The 15202-nt window shown below is 63.5% G+C and carries 11 protein-coding genes; 10 read left to right on the forward strand and 1 reads right to left on the reverse strand.

Translation table 11 applies throughout. The annotated features are described in order from the left end of the window. Positions 1-135: 135 nt before the first annotated feature. From K6T12_RS10480 to K6T12_RS10525, 10 genes are all read left to right on the forward strand, one after another. The gene (locus K6T12_RS10480) at positions 136-372 is read left to right on the forward strand and encodes a hypothetical protein (protein WP_222222199.1); all 237 of its coding nucleotides are present in this window, start codon (positions 136-138) and stop codon (positions 370-372) included. 316 nt (positions 373-688) lie between these two features. Further along, positions 689-982: a co-chaperone GroES gene (locus tag K6T12_RS10485; protein ID WP_222222201.1), complete on the forward strand. Its 294-nt coding sequence runs from the start codon at positions 689-691 to the stop codon at positions 980-982. Between the two features lie 26 nt (positions 983-1008). Continuing rightward, the gene (gene groL, locus K6T12_RS10490; RefSeq protein WP_222222203.1) at positions 1009-2601 is read left to right on the forward strand and encodes a chaperonin GroEL; all 1593 of its coding nucleotides are present in this window, start codon (positions 1009-1011) and stop codon (positions 2599-2601) included. Between the two features lie 321 nt (positions 2602-2922). Further along, complete coding sequence (locus K6T12_RS10495) at positions 2923-4230, forward strand: ATP-grasp domain-containing protein (RefSeq protein ID WP_222222205.1); 1308 nt, start codon at positions 2923-2925, stop codon at positions 4228-4230. A 276-nt stretch (positions 4231-4506) separates the two neighbouring features. After that, entirely contained in the window at positions 4507-4986 is a 480-nt protein-coding gene (locus tag K6T12_RS10500; RefSeq protein ID WP_222222207.1) for an Hsp20 family protein, read from the forward strand. Between the two features lie 390 nt (positions 4987-5376). Continuing rightward, positions 5377-6315, forward strand: a complete 939-nt coding sequence (locus K6T12_RS10505) for an ABC transporter ATP-binding protein (protein ID WP_222222208.1) — start codon at positions 5377-5379, stop codon at positions 6313-6315. Continuing rightward, the gene (locus K6T12_RS10510; RefSeq protein WP_222222210.1) at positions 6305-9178 is read left to right on the forward strand and encodes a Gldg family protein; all 2874 of its coding nucleotides are present in this window, start codon (positions 6305-6307) and stop codon (positions 9176-9178) included. Before K6T12_RS10505 ends, K6T12_RS10510 begins: the two co-directional genes overlap by 11 nt. Positions 9179-9188: 10 nt before the next feature. Further along, on the forward strand, positions 9189-10163 hold the full coding sequence (locus K6T12_RS10515; protein WP_222222212.1) for a DUF4340 domain-containing protein: 975 nt from the start codon (positions 9189-9191) through the stop codon (positions 10161-10163). 75 nt (positions 10164-10238) lie between these two features. Next, positions 10239-11612, forward strand: coding sequence for a DegQ family serine endoprotease (locus K6T12_RS10520; RefSeq protein ID WP_222222214.1), 1374 nt, complete (start codon positions 10239-10241; stop codon positions 11610-11612). A gap of 220 nt (positions 11613-11832) precedes the next feature. Further along, on the forward strand, positions 11833-14046 hold the full coding sequence (locus K6T12_RS10525; RefSeq protein ID WP_222222216.1) for a putative bifunctional diguanylate cyclase/phosphodiesterase: 2214 nt from the start codon (positions 11833-11835) through the stop codon (positions 14044-14046). A 15-nt stretch (positions 14047-14061) separates the two neighbouring features. Here K6T12_RS10525 and K6T12_RS10530 read toward each other — a convergent pair whose 3' ends face one another. After that, positions 14062-15198, reverse strand: a complete 1137-nt coding sequence (locus K6T12_RS10530; protein WP_222222218.1) for a response regulator — start codon at positions 15196-15198, stop codon at positions 14062-14064. Positions 15199-15202: the final 4 nt, after the last annotated feature.

The raw sequence follows: 15202 nt of genomic DNA on the forward strand, positions 1-15202 counted from the left end.
TTAAAGCATAGCCGGCCAGATCGGGAGGGCCGGCTGTTGGTGTTGTGTATAAAAATTGCGCGCCATCAATTGTGCGCTGCACAAGTCGGCATTAAACTATCGTCGAATTTTTTACCTTGTTCAGAGGGATATGTCATGACTCAGCAGATCTACACCGGCATCGCCAACGACGATCGCCGTATCGCCGCTGAACTCCAGGCGATGGGCGCCTTCGATCAGCCCGCCGAGGAACGCGACAGCAAGCTGGCCGATATCTGGCACGCCGCCGGTCAGTTCATCACCTGGATGCGCTGGAAGGGCGAGTACGGTGTCTACGGTTGCCGCGTTGGCGCCAGCGAGGCGTACCGCCGGGAAAAGGCCCACCTGGCCTGATCTCCGAGACCGGCCGGACAATGCTCCGGCCGGTACGCTCGCCGGTAACCCGCGCCTCATCGCTCCCCCGTTCCCATCTCTCCCCATTGCAAAGCAGCAGAACAGATCAGTAAACCCGCGGGCGTTTTCCGGTCAGCCGCGACTGCTGCCTGGACCCTTTTCCCTCCCGTGGCCCTGCTCTGATGAAATAGCAATTTTCTGCCGCCGCCCCTCTTGAAATGGCTTCACAGCGTACCTAAATCCATAGCGCAAGCAGGAAAGCTTGAACTCGTTAATCTTCTTAAAACTGTGACTGTGTAACTGTATGGAGTGACCGATGAAACTTCGTCCTTTGCATGAGCGCGTATTGATAGAACGCCTGAATACCGAGCCGAAAAATGAAGGGGGCATCTTGCTGACCGGCAGCTCGGCCAACAAATCCAACCAGGGCAAGGTACTGGCCGTGGGGCCGGGCAAGGTACTGGATAACGGCAAACTGCGGCCGATCGACCTGAAGGTCGGCGATCGGGTGCTGTTCAAGGAGGGCTACGGCAGCCACAGTGAACAGCAGGGGGAACAGGAGTTCCTGGTGCTGTCCGAGAGCGACATTCTGGCGGTTATTGAAGAGTAATCTGTGTTCTTGATCGGAGTAAGACAATGAGTGCGAAAGATGTTCGTTTCAGCCTGGATGCCCGCGAAAAGATGCTGGCCGGTGTCAACATCCTGGCCGATGCGGTCAAGGTGACATTGGGGCCGAAGGGGCGCAATGTGGTTCTGAACAAATCCTTCGGTGCGCCGACCATCACCAAGGACGGCGTCTCGGTCGCCAAGGAGATCGAGCTGAAGGACAAGTTTGAGAACATGGGCGCCCAGATGGTCAAACAGGTGGCTTCCAAAGTCGGCGATGCCGCCGGTGACGGTACCACCACCGCGACGGTGATCGCCCAGGCGATCGTTAACGAGGGGCTCAAGGCGGTAGCCGCCGGTCTCAACCCGATGGACCTGAAGCGCGGTATCGATCAGGCGCTCCGCGCGGCGGTGGAGCAGCTCAAGCAGCTGTCCAGTGACTGCAGCAGCTCCGAGTCGATCGCCCAGGTCGGCACCATCTCGGCCAATGCCGATGCCGAGATCGGCAAGATCATCGCCGAGGCGATGGAGAAGGTCGGCCGTGACGGGGTGATCACCGTCGAAGAGGGCCGCTCGATGCACAATGAGCTGGAGCTGGTCGAAGGGATGCAGTTCGACCGTGGCTACCTTTCACCCTATTTCATCACCGATCCCGACAAGGGGGCGGTCGAACTGGAAGACCCCTATCTGCTACTGGTGGATAAGAAAGTCTCCAACATTCGTGAACTGTTGTCGGTGCTGGAGGCGGTGGCCAAGTCCGGCAAACCGCTGTTGCTGATCGCCGAAGATGTCGAGGGCGAAGCCCTGGCGACGCTGGTGGTCAACAACCTGCGCGGTGTGGTCAAGGTGGCTGCGGTGAAAGCGCCGGGCTTCGGCGACCGCCGTAAGGCGATGCTGCAGGATATCGCGGTGCTGACCGGTGCTACAGTCATCGCAGAGGATGTCGGCCTGAGCCTGGAAGGGGCCGGCCTGGAGCAACTTGGCCGAGCCACCCGGGTGCAGATCAACAAGGACAACACCACCATCATCGACGGCGCCGGCGATGGCGAGGCGATCAAGGCCCGCTGCAGTCAGATTCGTCAGGAGCTGGAGCGTACCAGCTCCGATTACGACAAGGAAAAACTGCAGGAGCGGTTGGCCAAGCTGACCGGCGGTGTTGCGGTGATCAAGGTCGGTGCGGCTACCGAGGTCGAGATGAAGGAGAAAAAGGATCGCGTCGACGACGCCCTGCACGCCACCCGCGCGGCGGTCGAGGAGGGTGTGGTGCCCGGTGGCGGTGTGGCGTTGGTTCGGGCGGCGGCCAAGCTGGCCGAGCTAAAGGGCGCCAACGACGACCAGAACCACGGTATCCAGATCGCCATCCGGGCGATGGAAGCGCCGCTGCGGCAGATCGTCAGCAACGCCGGCGCCGAAGCGTCGGTGGTGGTCAATGCCGTCAAGCAGCATGAGGGCAACTACGGCTACAACGCCGCTGACGACAGCTATGTCGACATGCTCGACGCGGGGATTATCGACCCGACCAAGGTGACTCGCAGTGCCCTGCAATACGCCGCCTCCGTGGCGGGCCTGATGATCACCACCGAGTGCATGGTGAGTGAGCAGGTCGAGCAGAAAGAGGCCTGATGACGGCGCTATAACGCCATGGATAGCTGATCCAAGGGTGGCCGGGAGGCCACCCTTTTTTGTGCCAGGCGATCGGCAGCCACTTGCCGGTTTGCCGGCCGCTTACCGAGCCGCAAACGCCCGAACCGGCAGGCTGCTACCGCCACAGCGCCCTGGCGGCGGCGTCGACGGCCGGGTGCAGGTGACGCCAGTCGCCGGCTGACGCTTGGTTGCGCTACTTCTCATGCTTCTGGCGCGTATTTTGCTTGGTAGGGACGAAGTTGCCCTTTTCTGATGCCCATCTGTTGCCATATATGGGTGCAGCACCACCCGGAGAAAATTATGAGTCCGACCGCACTGGCCCTCAACAGTGTCCAGCATGAAGATCATTCCAGCCTGATCGGCCTGGCCCGCTTGATGGCGATGGCGTTTCGCGGTGAGGATCTCAGCGGGCTCGGCCAACAACTGCTGGCGCGGGCCGGCCTGGACGATGCCGCGGCGATGATGGATCTCTGCACTCTGTTGCAGTTGCGCGGCGATCCGGCCACCGCGCTGGCGTTGCAGCCCCATGCGCTTGAACTGCAGCGGCACTATCCGTTGCTGCCGGACCGTCAGGCCAGTCCGATCCGCCTGCTGGCGATCATGGCGGCAGGCGATCTGATGACCAATGTGCCGTTGGAATTTCTCGCCCAGGGGGCCGGCTTCCGGCTCGATCTACTCTACCTGACACCGGGCCAGCCGCTGCCGGCGGAGCTGCCGGAACACGATCTGGCTATCGTCGCGCTGTCCGAGCTGGATCGCAACCTGCCGACCTTGCACTGGCTGGAAGCTGTGCTGGCCGACTGGCCGCGACCGCTGCTGAACCGGCCGCAGGCGGTGGCGAAGATGGGCCGTGACCGGATCAGCCGTACCCTGCAGGCGCTGCCCGGCGTCAGCATGCCGCTGACGGTACGGCTCGATCGTGCCACCCTGGCGCGGATCGCTGCCGGTGAGGAGGCGTTAGCGAACTACCTGAGCGACGGCGATCTGCCGGCGATCATCCGGCCGGTGGACTCCCATGCCGGCAAGGGGCTGTGCAAACTGGAATCGGCCGCCGATCTTGCCGCCTATCTACAGAACCAGCCGGAGGCGGAGTTCTTCGTCGCCCGTTTCGTCGACTACCGCAGCCGCGACGGCCAGTTCCGCAAGTACCGGGTGATGATGATCAACGGCCGGCCCTACCTGGGACATATGGCGATCTCCGATCATTGGATGGTGCACTACCTTAATGCCGGCATGACCGAAAGCGCCGACAAACGCGCTGAAGAGGCGGCGGTCATGCGCACCTTCGACCAGGGTTTCGCCCGCCGTCATGCGCGGGCGCTGGCCGCTATCCAACAGCAACTGGGGGTGGAATATTTCGGCATGGACTGCGCCGAGACCCGCGGCGGTCAGCTGCTTATTTTCGAAGCCGGCACGGCGATGAGCGCTCATGCGATGGACCCGGTTGACCTGTTTCCCTACAAACAGCCGCCGATGCGCAAATTGTTCAACGGTTTCCTGCAGATGCTGGAACACCGCTTGAAGGAGGATAGCGGTCTACAGCGGATGGGCCAGATCCTGCCGTTCAATGCCGCCCGTGGCGAGCGGCAGGTAAGGCCCGGCCTGTAAGACTTTTGCCTGTTTCCCCACAAGAGGAAGCCCCGGCTGCGATGCAGTCGGGGTTTTTTCTGAGTTAACAGTTTTGAGTTAACAGTACCGAGTTGACAGGCACACAGAGTGACTGCAGCCGTTCCCGCCTTGTCTGCCAATTGAAAATGTCCCGGCCGGCCCTTGAAACGGCCCCAAAGAACCCTATCTCAGATAGTGTGGCCGGGAATGCTGAAGTCAGATTCCCACAGGCTATCCATTGTTTTGATTCATATTGCTTCTGATGGAGGATATGTGATGAACACTATCGACCTCTCCCCGTTATACCGCAGTTTCGTAGGCTTCGATCGGCTGGCAAACCTGCTCAACCAGTCACAGCAGCAGGGCCAGGCCGGCAGCGGTTATCCGCCCTACAATATCGAACTGATCGCCGAGGACCGCTACGCCATCACCCTGGCGGTGGCCGGCTTCCAGCGTGACGAACTGCAGATCCAGCTGGAGCAGGGGGTGTTGACCGTCCGCGGCGCCAAGTCCGCCGACGCGGAAGAAAACCACAACTACCTGTACCAGGGGATCGCTACCCGGACTTTCGAGCGCAAGTTCCATCTGGCGGATCATGTCGAGGTCAGCGGCGCCAAACTCGACAACGGCCTGCTGACCGTCGAGCTGTTCCGTGAACTGCCCGAAGCGATGAAACCGCGCGAGATCCGTATCGACAGCGATACCGCGGCGATTGAACACCAGGCCCAGCCGTCCAGCAAGGACAGCGCCGCCTGAGCCCTGCCGGCGCCGGCCCGTCTGCGGTCGGTGCCGGAACTTTGTTAACAACCTCAGGTCATACCAACGCCGCTCATTGGCGGCTGATTTCGCCGCCGAGCGCGGCAAGCATATCGTTGAGTTTTTTGTTCATTGGGGCTGTTCCCGACAACTGAAGGAGGTTATGAACAATGAGCACTACGTGTGTCATCCCTCGCCAAACGCTAACAGCGACCGGTGCCCGAAGCAGCCCGCCGCGATAATCCCCGATCTACTGACATTCGCGTTCGTCCGCGTCCTTTGCCGGTCGCCGGTGACTGCCTGTGGATAACTTTCCGAGCCTGACGAACGCGAGCCGAACGTGTCGACCGTGGCCGTCAGCCGGCCATGGCGGGAGCTTAGGAGAGACTCATGATAGAGGTAATAGAACTGTCGCGGCGTTATGGGGATTTTGTCGCCGTCGACAAGCTGTCATTCGAGATCGGCGGTGGCGAGATCGTCGGTCTGCTGGGCCATAACGGCGCCGGCAAGACCACCATTATGAAGATGCTGAGCGGCTACCTGGAGCCCAGTAGCGGCCGGGTTTGGATCGACGGTATTGAGCTGGGCCAGCAACCGCGCGCGGTGCAGCGCCGGCTTGGCTATCTGCCGGAGAACCTGCCGGTCTATCCGGAGATGCTGGTTGCCGACTACCTGGACTATGCCGCCCGCCTGAAGGGGTTGCGTGGCAGCCCGTGCCGCGACGAGATCCGCCGGGCGGTCAAGGCCACCGATATCGGCAGCAAGCTGTTGGCGCCGATCGCCACCCTGTCGCGCGGCTTCAAGCAACGGGTCGGCGTGGCCCAGGCGATCCTTGGCCGGCCCCGGCTGCTGATCCTCGATGAACCCACCAACGGGTTGGACCCGGCCCAGACCCAGCAGATGCGCAGCTTGATCCGCGAGCTGGCGCAGGACGCCACCGTGATCCTGTCGACCCATATCATGCAGGAGGTCGATGCCCTGTGCGACCGGGTGCTGATGATGCGCAGTGGCCGGCTGGTGGTGGACGCCAAGCTGGCGGAGCTGCGCAGTATCGATCAGTTGTTGCTGGCCACCGACCTGGCGCCGGGCGTGCTGGAGCCGTTGCTGCCCGGCGGCGCCTGCCTGCAGCACAGCAGCCAGCAGGATGGCCACTACCGTTACCGGATTCGGCCGGCAGAGGGGCAGCCGCTGGCCAGCCTGAGCACCGAGCTGGCCCGGGCGGTGCTGGCCGCCGATGGCCGGCTGATTCAGCTGGCGCCGCTGCAGCGTGACCTGGAAACCCTGTTCCGTGAAGTGAATGAGCAACCGGAGGTGGCCGATGCTGCTTGATTGTTCAGCCCGCCGGGTAGCGGCGAAGGAGATCACGCTGTTCTTCGCCTCGCCGGTGGCCTATCTGTTCCTCGGCGTGTTCGCCGCGGTAACCCTGTTTGCCTTCTTCTGGGGTGAGGCCTTCTTCGCCCGTAATATCGCCGACGTGCGGCCGCTGTTTGAGTGGCTGCCGCTGCTGCTGATCTTCCTGTGCAGCACCCTGACCATGCGGATGTGGAGCGAGGAGCGCCGCACCGGCACCCTGGAGCATGTCTTGACCCAGCCGGTGCCGCTGTGGAGTTTCGTGGTCGGAAAATTTGCTGCCTGTCTGGCGCTGCTGGCGGTGGCGCTGCTGATCACCCTGCCGTTGCCGATTACCGTGGCGCTGCTGGCCGACCTCGACTGGGGGCCGGTCTGGGCCGGCTACCTGGCCACCCTGCTGCTGGGCGCGGCCTACCTCAGTACAGGGCTGTTCGTGTCGGCGCGCAGCAGCAACCAGATTGTCAGCCTGATCGGCTCGATGCTGTTGTGCGGTTTGCTCTACCTGATCGGCAGCCCGCTGCTGACCGAGCTGGTCAGCATCCGCTGGGCGGAACTGCTGCGCCTGTTGGGGACCGGCGCCCGTTTCGAGTCGATCAGCCGCGGTGTCATCGACCTGCGTGACCTCTACTACTACTTCAGCCTGATCGCTGCTTTCCTGATGCTGAACCTGTTCAGCCTGGAGCGCGAGCGCTGGGCCGCTACCGGCGACCGCCGCCGTCACCGCGCCTGGTACGGGCTGACCACGCTGGTGGTGCTGAACGCGCTCTGCGCCAACCTCTGGCTGGGCAGTCTCAATGGGCTGCGCATCGACGCCACCGAGGGACGGCTCTATTCGCTGTCCGACGCCAGCCGGCAACAGCTGCAGCAACTGCGCGAACCGCTGCTGATTCGCGGTTACTTCAGCAGTAACACCCATCCGCTGTTGGCGCCGCTGGTGCCGCAGCTGCATGACCTGGTCAAGGAGTACGGCGTGGCCGGCGAAGGCCGGGTACGGGTCGAGCTGATCGACCCGGCCGAACAGCCGGCGCTGGAGCAGGAGGCCAACCAGAAGTACGGTATCCAACCGGTGCCGTTCCAGATCGCCGACCGTCACCAGGCGTCGCTGGTCAACTCCTACTTCAACCTGTTGATCCAGTACGGCGACGACTACCAGACGCTTGGCTTCCGCGACCTGATCGAGGTGAAGTCGCAGGGCGAGGCGCAGCTCGACGTACGCCTGCGCAACCCGGAGTACGATATCACCCGCGCCATCAAGAAGGTGCTGCAGAGCTACCAGAGCGGCGGCAACCTGTTCGACAGTCTGCAGGGCCGTCTGACCTTCACCGGCTACGTCTCGCCGGACGAGCAGCTGCCGGAGGCGCTGGCCGGCTTCCGGGCGCTGGTGCAGGACCAGCTCGAGGCGTTGCGTGAACAGGCCGGCGAGCGGCTTGAGGTCAGTTTCGTCGATCCGCAAGCGGACGGCGGCCAGGTGGCGCGTCGGATCGCCGAGGAGTACGGCTTCCAGCCGATGGTCGAGGGGCTGCTCAGTGAACGCAGCTTCTATTTCTATCTGACCCTCAGCCGGGACGACCAGGTGGTGCAGATCCCGCTGGCCGATCTTAGCGAAGAGAGCTTCAAGCGTAACCTGGAGGCGGCGATCAAACGCTTTGCCGCCGGTTTCACCAAGACCGTGGCGCTGGTAACCCCGCAGCCGGCCGCCGGCCCGATGGGCTATGGCGGCGGTGCCCAGTTCTACCAGTTGCAGGATTTCCTGGCCCAAGAACTGAATGTGCGCGACGAGGAGCTGTCCGACGGCCGGGTCGAGGGCGACGCCGACCTGCTGATGCTGATGGCTCCCGAACAGCTCGACGAAGCCGAGCTGTTCGCCGTCGACCAGTTCCTGATGCGCGGCGGCACGGTGATCGTTGCCAGCTCGCCGTTCCGGGCCGAACTGGCCGACCGGCGGCTGAGCCTGAGCCGCCACGAAAGCGGCCTGCAGGCGTGGCTGGCGCATCATGGCTTGAGTATCGACGACAGCCTGGTACTGGACCCGCAGAACAGCGCGCTGCCGGTGCCGGTCACCCGCCAGGCGGGCGGTTTCCGGTTCCAGGAACTGCATATGCTGGACTACCCGTACTTGGTCGAGGCGGGCCCGGCCGAGCTCAACGGCGACAACGCCATCACCGCCAATCTGCCGCGCCTGACCCTGGCCTGGGCGTCGCCGCTGCAGGTGGACGCTGACAAGAACGCCAACCGCAGTGTCACCGAACTGATCCGCAGCTCGGCCGGCGCCTGGCGTTCCGACTCGCTGGATGTGATGCCGCGGCTCGATGCCGACGGGCGGGTCGATTACCGGCCGCAGGGCGAGGTGGGCCGCCAGCTGCTGGCGGTGGTCAGCGAAGGGCGTTTCGACTCCTACTTCGCCGGCAAGCCACTGCCCGCCAAGCTGACCGGGCAGGCGACAGCCGACGAGGACGCGGATGACGCCAGCCACACGCCGGCGCCGACCGGGGTGATCGAGCGCTCACCGGAGTCGGCCCGCATCATCCTGTTTGGTTCCAACGACTTCTTGAGCGACCAGGTGTTGCAACTGGTGGGCGCCGGGGACGGTATCCGCGACCTCAGCGGTCTGCAGCTGATGGCCAATGCGGTCGACTGGTCGCTGGAAGATCGCGCCCTGCTGGCGATCCGTGGTCGCAGTCACTTCAACCGCACGCTGCCGCCGCTGGATGCCGACAGTCAGCTGACCTGGGAGTACCTCAACTACGGCCTGGCGGTGCTGGCACTGGGCGGTGTGGCGCTGTTGCAGCGCCAACGGATGAAGTCCCGTCGGCGTCGCTACCTGGAGTTGCTGAGTACCTGAGGAGGAATCGATGAAACGCATCATCTATCTGTTGAGCGGCCTGTTGCTGGTCCAGCTGCTGGTGGCGGGCGGCCTGTTCTGGCAGGAGCGGCAGCAGAGTCGCCTGCCGGCGGCGGAACCGCTGCTGGCGTTTGAACTGGAAACGCTGGATCAGCTGACGCTTGAGGATGGTCAGGGCGTGAGGCTGACCCTCCAGCAGCGGGACGGCCGCTGGCAGCTGCCCGACTATCATGATCTGCCGGTCAGCGCGGCGAAGCTCGACGCTCTGTTCGAGCGGCTCGAACAGGCCCGTGCCGACTGGCCGGTGGCCACCACCGAGAGCGGCCGGCAGCGTTTCGAGGTGGCCGAGCAGAACTTCCAGCGCAAGCTGAGTTTCCAGCGCGACGGCGAGCTGCAGGGAGCGCTCTACCTGGGCACTTCTCCCGGCTTCAAGCAGACCCATGTCCGGCTGGCCGGGCACGACGAGGTTTACGCCATCGAACTGGAGAGCCATCAGCTGGCGCTGCAGCCGGAACGCTGGTTCGATGCCGGCCTGCTCAGCCCGGCCGAGCCGGTCACCCGGCTGGCCGGCGAGGGCTTCAGCCTGCGCAAGCACGATGACGGCTGGCGGGCCGACGGTGAGCAGCAGCCGGTGACCGAGCAGCTCGACCAGCTGCTGCAGGCGCTGAACGGCCTGCGGGTGGAGGCGGTGGCGGAGCCGTCCGACGAAGCCGTCGAGCCGGCTTTTCAGCTAAGGGTCGGTAGCGATCAGCAGCAGCACCGGTACCGTTTCTATCGGGACGGTGAGCAGTACATGGTCGAGCGCGACGACCAGCCGCTGCGCTTTCGCTTGGCGCAGCACCGTTTCGAGCGGCTGAGCGGCTTCACTGCCGATCAGCTGCTGGCGGCGCCGACAGGGGCGACTGACGCTGACCCTAACGGTGAGCGTTCCGCCGGTGTCGATGCGGCTGGCTCGGCCAGCGCGTCCGCCGATCAGCCGACCTGACGGCAAGGCTGCCACGGCGATGGCCGTGGCGGCTGTACTTATGGGTTAATTGCACTGAGATAGGGAGGTGGCAAGATGAATAGGGCTATCCAGATCAATCTGGCCGGCGCAGTGGCGCTGCTGTTGGCGCTGCTGACCAGTTCGCCGTTGTTGGCCAAGGCGCCGCCGCCGGGTGCCAGCCTGGCGCCGATGGTGGAGCGGGTGTTGCCGGCGGTGGTCAATATTTCGACCAAGTCGCGGGTCTCATTGAACCGCAACCCGCTGTTGAATGACCCGTTCTTCCGCCATTTTTTCGAAGATTTCTTCGGCCCGGCGCCCGAGCTGCGGCCTCGGCGGCGGCCGAGCCAGTCGCTGGGTTCAGGGGTGATCGTCGACGCCGACAAAGGCTGGGTGATCACCAACCATCATGTGATCGACAATGCCGATGAGATCACCGTGATGCTGCGTGACAAGCGCAGTTTCGAGGCCAAGCTGGTCGGTTCCGACCCGGAGACCGATATCGCGCTGCTGCAGATCGACGCCGATGACCTGACCGCCGTGCCGATCGGCGATTCCGAGGCGTTGCGGGTCGGCGATTTCGTGGTGGCGATGGGCAACCCGTTCGGCCTCGGCCAGACCGTCACCTACGGTATCGTCAGCGCATTGGGACGCAGCGGGCTGGGTATCGAGGGCTACGAGAACTTCATCCAGACCGATGCCTCGATCAACCCCGGTAATTCCGGCGGGGCGTTGGTCACCACGGCCGGTGAGCTGGTCGGCATTAACACCGCGATTCTCGGACCCAGCGGCGGCAACGTGGGGATCGGCTTCGCGGTGCCGACCAGCATGATGCAGGTGGTGATGGCACAGATCATCGAGCATGGCGATGTCCGGCGCGGCCAGTTGGGGGTGATGATCCAGGATCTGACCCCGGAGCTGGCCAAGGCGTTCGAGCTGAATCGGCGTGGCGGTGTGCTGGTCGCCCAGGTGCTGCCGGATACGCCGGCTGAGCAGGCGGGCTTGCGGGAGGGAGACCTGATCGTCGAGGTCGATGGCGAGCCTGTCGCCAGCGGTGCCGAGCTGCGCAATCGGCTGGGCCTGAAGCGACGCGGCGATGCGGTCGAACTGACCCTGCTGCGCGATGGCCGATACCGGACGCTGGAGCTGCAGTTGCAGGCAGCCGAACAGGCAACCCAGGCAGCCGGCGGCGAGGCGCGCGGTCTGGAATTGGTGCCGATTCCGGCCGATCACCCGCTCAACGGCCAGCTGCAGGGCGTGATGATCGCCGCGGTACAATCCGGCAGTCCGGCGTGGCGGGCCGGCGTGCGACGGGGGGACCTGATCCGCAGTGTCAATCAACAGCCGGTGACCTCGGTCGGCGAGGCGGTCGCGCTGCTGCGCAGCGATGGCCGGTTGCTGCTGCACCTGGTGCGTAATCGAGGCGCCCTGTTCGTGGTAATCGATGACTAAACGTCAACTAATTAGCGACGGGCAGGGAACGCCTGTTGCTTTCTTGATACAGTCTGCGTTTAATGCCTGAAACAGGTTGAGATGGTTTCAGGGGCTTGAGCTGCCGGTTTGCCCTAACTGCCGGCAGTGAGCACAGGGAGTACTATCGAGTCCACCAATACCGGAGGAAGGCCGGTAGCCGGTTAACCAGATCGATGGCAATCAGGTACCCCGAACTGAAGTGACGTATCCATTCAAAGTACTGGCCAACGGGCTGATTGAACGCCCCAAGGTGGTCGCACTGCTGACCTTCCTGTTCTGCTTTTGCTGCGCGGCGGCACTGGTCAGCTATGAGAGCCAGACCCTGATCGTCAAGCAACAGCACAATGTGTTCAGCCAGCTGTCCACCATCCGCGCCCGTCTGGAGGGGATCGTCAGCGCCAATATGGCGGTGTTGCGTGGCCTGCGGGCGGAGATCGCGCTGAACCCGAAGCTCAGCCAGGCGCAGTTTGCCGCCATCACCGAGGAGCTGCTGGACAGCGGCGTTCATATCCGCCATATCGCGCTGGCGCCGGAGCTGGTGGTGTCCCATATCTATCCCCGCGCCGGCAACGAGAAAGTGATCGGCCTGGATTTCCGCACCAACCCGGCGCAGGCTGCCGCCGTCCGGCGTGCCGTCGAGCTGCGCGAGATCGTGCTGGCCGGGCCCTTGGAACTGGTTCAGGGCGGTACCGCAATGATCGCCCGGGTACCGGTGTTCCTGGGCCGCGAGCGTGATCAGCTGTGGGGCATTATCGCCGCCGCGATCGATGACGAAGCGCTGTTTCGCGAGGCCGGCCTCTATGATCCGCCGGATAACCTGGTGTTGGCGTTGCGCGGGCGGGATGCCAAGGGGGCCGATGGCGAGGTGTTCCTGGGGCCGATATCGCTATACAGTTCGGCACCGGTCACCGTTGACGTCAACCTGCCGTTCGGCAACTGGCAGCTGGCAGCGGTGCCGCGGCATGGCTGGCAGGTACCGGCCGAGCGGCTGCTGTTCCTGTGGGGCAGTGCGCTGCTGATCCCGCTGATTTTCGCCGCGCTGGCCTACCTGGTCAGCCGTACCTACCGCGAAAAGGTGGAGGCGATGCGTACCGCCACCTATCGCGCCAACTTCGACAGCCTGACCGGGCTGATCAACCGCTCCTACTTCCAGTACCTGCTCGACCGGGTGATGCTGGAGTCTGAGCGCGAGAACGGCCATTTCGCGCTGCTGTTCATCGACCTGGATTATTTCAAGCAGATCAACGACAACTGGGGCCACAGCTACGGCGATCTGTTGCTGGTGTCTTTCGCCCAGCGGCTGAAGACGGCCGGCCGGCGCAGTGACCTGGTGGCCCGGCTGGCGGGCGACGAGTTTGTCATGGTGCTGCGCGAGGTGGCGTCGCCCAGCCATCTGGAGTTGTTCGCCAATCGGCTGCTGGCCGAGCTGAGCGAGCCCTACCAGTTGGAGGGGCGCAGTATGGCGGTCACCGCCAGTATCGGTATCGCACTCTATCCGGGCGATGGTCGCAACAGCGAACTGCTGCTGCGCAACGCCGACCGGGCGATGTACGCCGCCAAGCGCGATGGCCGTAACCGGGTGTTCTTCTTCAATCGCCGGTTGAATGAAGAGGCTCACCGACAGGTCGAGTTGCACAACAACATCATCCAGGGGATCGAACGGGGCGAATTCCGCGCCTACTACCAGCCGATCCTCAATATGAATACCGGTGAAATCGACAAATGCGAGGTGCTGTTGCGCTGGCAGCATCCCGAACGTGGCCTGCTGCTGCCGGGGGCCTTCATCCAGGTGGCCGAACAGACCGGTGCCATCCGCAAGCTGGGCAACTGGCTGCTGGAACAGGTGGGGCGCGACTACGCGCGTTTCCGGGAAGCGGGGTTGGACCTCACTATCTCGATCAACCGCTCGGTCAACGAGTTCTACCCCAATGATGCCCATGAGCACTGGCTGGCGATACTGGAAACTCACCAGCTGCCGCCATCCAGGGTGGTGTTCGAAATCACCGAGTCGATCTTCATGGAGGGCAATGACAATCAGCTGCAGATGATCGATGCCCTGCGTGACCGCCAGGTACGCTTCTCGATCGACGACTTCGGCACCGGCTATTCGGCGATCAACTACCTGCGCAGCTACCCGGTCGATTTCATCAAGGTGGACCGCAGCTTCGTCAACGACCTGCTGGAGGATGAGCAGGACCGCACCCTGGTGGAGGTGATCATCCGCATGGGGCAGGCGCTGGGCATCCAGGTGGTGGCCGAGGGGGTCGAGCAGCTGGCTCAGTTGCAGCTGCTGGAGCAGTTGGGCTGCGACTACGCCCAGGGGTTCCTGTTCGGCAAGCCGCAACCGCTGGAGGATTTCATCGTGCTTTGCCGCAGCGGCGGCGAGGCGCTGCTGGCGGATGTCGTGGACTGAGCACAGCGCCCGCCTCTAGACCGCTTCGGAGAGAGGCGCCTTCTGCGACAGCTTGAACAGCATCAGCTGGTCATCCACCGGCTTGATCATCACATCGCTGGCACCATGGTGCAGAGCGTTGCGCGCCGCATCGGCATCGCCCGGCTCGATCAACGCGATCAGTGCCGGAGGGTGTTTTTGCCGGGCCCGCTGTCGGCCAACTTCCTCAATCAAGCGGCCGGCCGCCAGATCCTGCTGTTTGCAATCGATCAGAATCAGCTCGCTGCGCAGCTGTGGCAACTGCTGCAGGAATTCGGTGCCGCTGTTGAAGGCGTGGCACTGGTAGCCTTGGTACATCAACAGGGTTTGCAACGAATTGCGCTGGTCGGTATCGGCCGATACCACCACCACGCTGCGGCCGAGGGATTCCATGCCCTGCTGGATCTGGCGCACGGAACCGGCCAGCTGAGCGCCCTGTTCGGCCCGTTGGCTGGCGGCCCGGTTGACTTGCGCGGCGGCTTGCTTGACCGCCTCGGTGACCGGCTGGATCAGGGCCTCGGCACCCTGCTCTCTGACACGCCGAGCCGCCTCGCCCTTGTCCTGGCTGGTGTCGATCATCGCCAGCAATTGCGTCAGCGATAGATTCAGCTTCTGCCCCAGTGTGTAGATCAACTCGCGGTTGAGGCCGCCGACCTCTTCGGCATGGCTGTTGAGGTGCTCCAGAAAGGCGCAGGCTTGTTTCAGGGATTCCACGTTGTGGGGGCTCGCCAGTTGCTGACCCAGCGATACCTGCTTCAGGAAGCGTAGCCGCAACAGCAGGTGGAAAGGGTCGTACAACGGCTGGCTGACGAAGTAGTCGGTGAAGATGTTTTTGCGGCACAGCTCGAACGCCTGCTTGGCTTCGCTCTTGTCGCACAGCACGATCCGGTAGCTGATGCGCGCTTCCAGTTCGGGGGCCTGCTTGACCAAGTGTAGGAAAAACACCTGGTTATCCTGCAGGCTGCCGGCCGCCAGCAGCAATACCGATACCTGGTGTTTCTTCAGCAGGGCCGCCGCCTGCTCGGCGTTTTCGGCCGTCAGCAGCTGTTTGGTATGCCGGCTCAGCAGCTCCTGAACCGGAGACGATTTTTCACCCTTGCGGGTGACCATCAGAATTGTGAAGCGGTGAGGCATGGCC

The sequence above is a fragment of the Marinobacterium arenosum genome (assembly GCF_019795155.1).
In the GTDB taxonomy this organism is placed as follows: domain Bacteria; phylum Pseudomonadota; class Gammaproteobacteria; order Pseudomonadales; family Balneatricaceae; genus Marinobacterium_C; species Marinobacterium_C arenosum.

What these genes read in the sequence shown, in the direction of transcription:
- K6T12_RS10480 (WP_222222199.1), top strand. Translation starts at nt 136, where the DNA reads ATGACTCAGCAGATCTACACCGGCATCGCCAACGACGATCGCCGTATC.
- K6T12_RS10485 (WP_222222201.1), top strand. Translation starts at nt 689, where the DNA reads ATGAAACTTCGTCCTTTGCATGAGCGCGTATTGATAGAACGCCTGAAT.
- groL (WP_222222203.1), top strand. Translation starts at nt 1,009, where the DNA reads ATGAGTGCGAAAGATGTTCGTTTCAGCCTGGATGCCCGCGAAAAGATG.
- K6T12_RS10495 (WP_222222205.1), top strand. Translation starts at nt 2,923, where the DNA reads ATGAGTCCGACCGCACTGGCCCTCAACAGTGTCCAGCATGAAGATCAT.
- K6T12_RS10500 (WP_222222207.1), top strand. Translation starts at nt 4,507, where the DNA reads ATGAACACTATCGACCTCTCCCCGTTATACCGCAGTTTCGTAGGCTTC.
- K6T12_RS10505 (WP_222222208.1), top strand. Translation starts at nt 5,377, where the DNA reads ATGATAGAGGTAATAGAACTGTCGCGGCGTTATGGGGATTTTGTCGCC.
- K6T12_RS10510 (WP_222222210.1), top strand. Translation starts at nt 6,305, where the DNA reads ATGCTGCTTGATTGTTCAGCCCGCCGGGTAGCGGCGAAGGAGATCACG.
- K6T12_RS10515 (WP_222222212.1), top strand. Translation starts at nt 9,189, where the DNA reads ATGAAACGCATCATCTATCTGTTGAGCGGCCTGTTGCTGGTCCAGCTG.
- K6T12_RS10520 (WP_222222214.1), top strand. Translation starts at nt 10,239, where the DNA reads ATGAATAGGGCTATCCAGATCAATCTGGCCGGCGCAGTGGCGCTGCTG.
- K6T12_RS10530 (WP_222222218.1), bottom strand. Translation starts at nt 15,198, where the DNA reads ATGCCTCACCGCTTCACAATTCTGATGGTCACCCGCAAGGGTGAAAAA.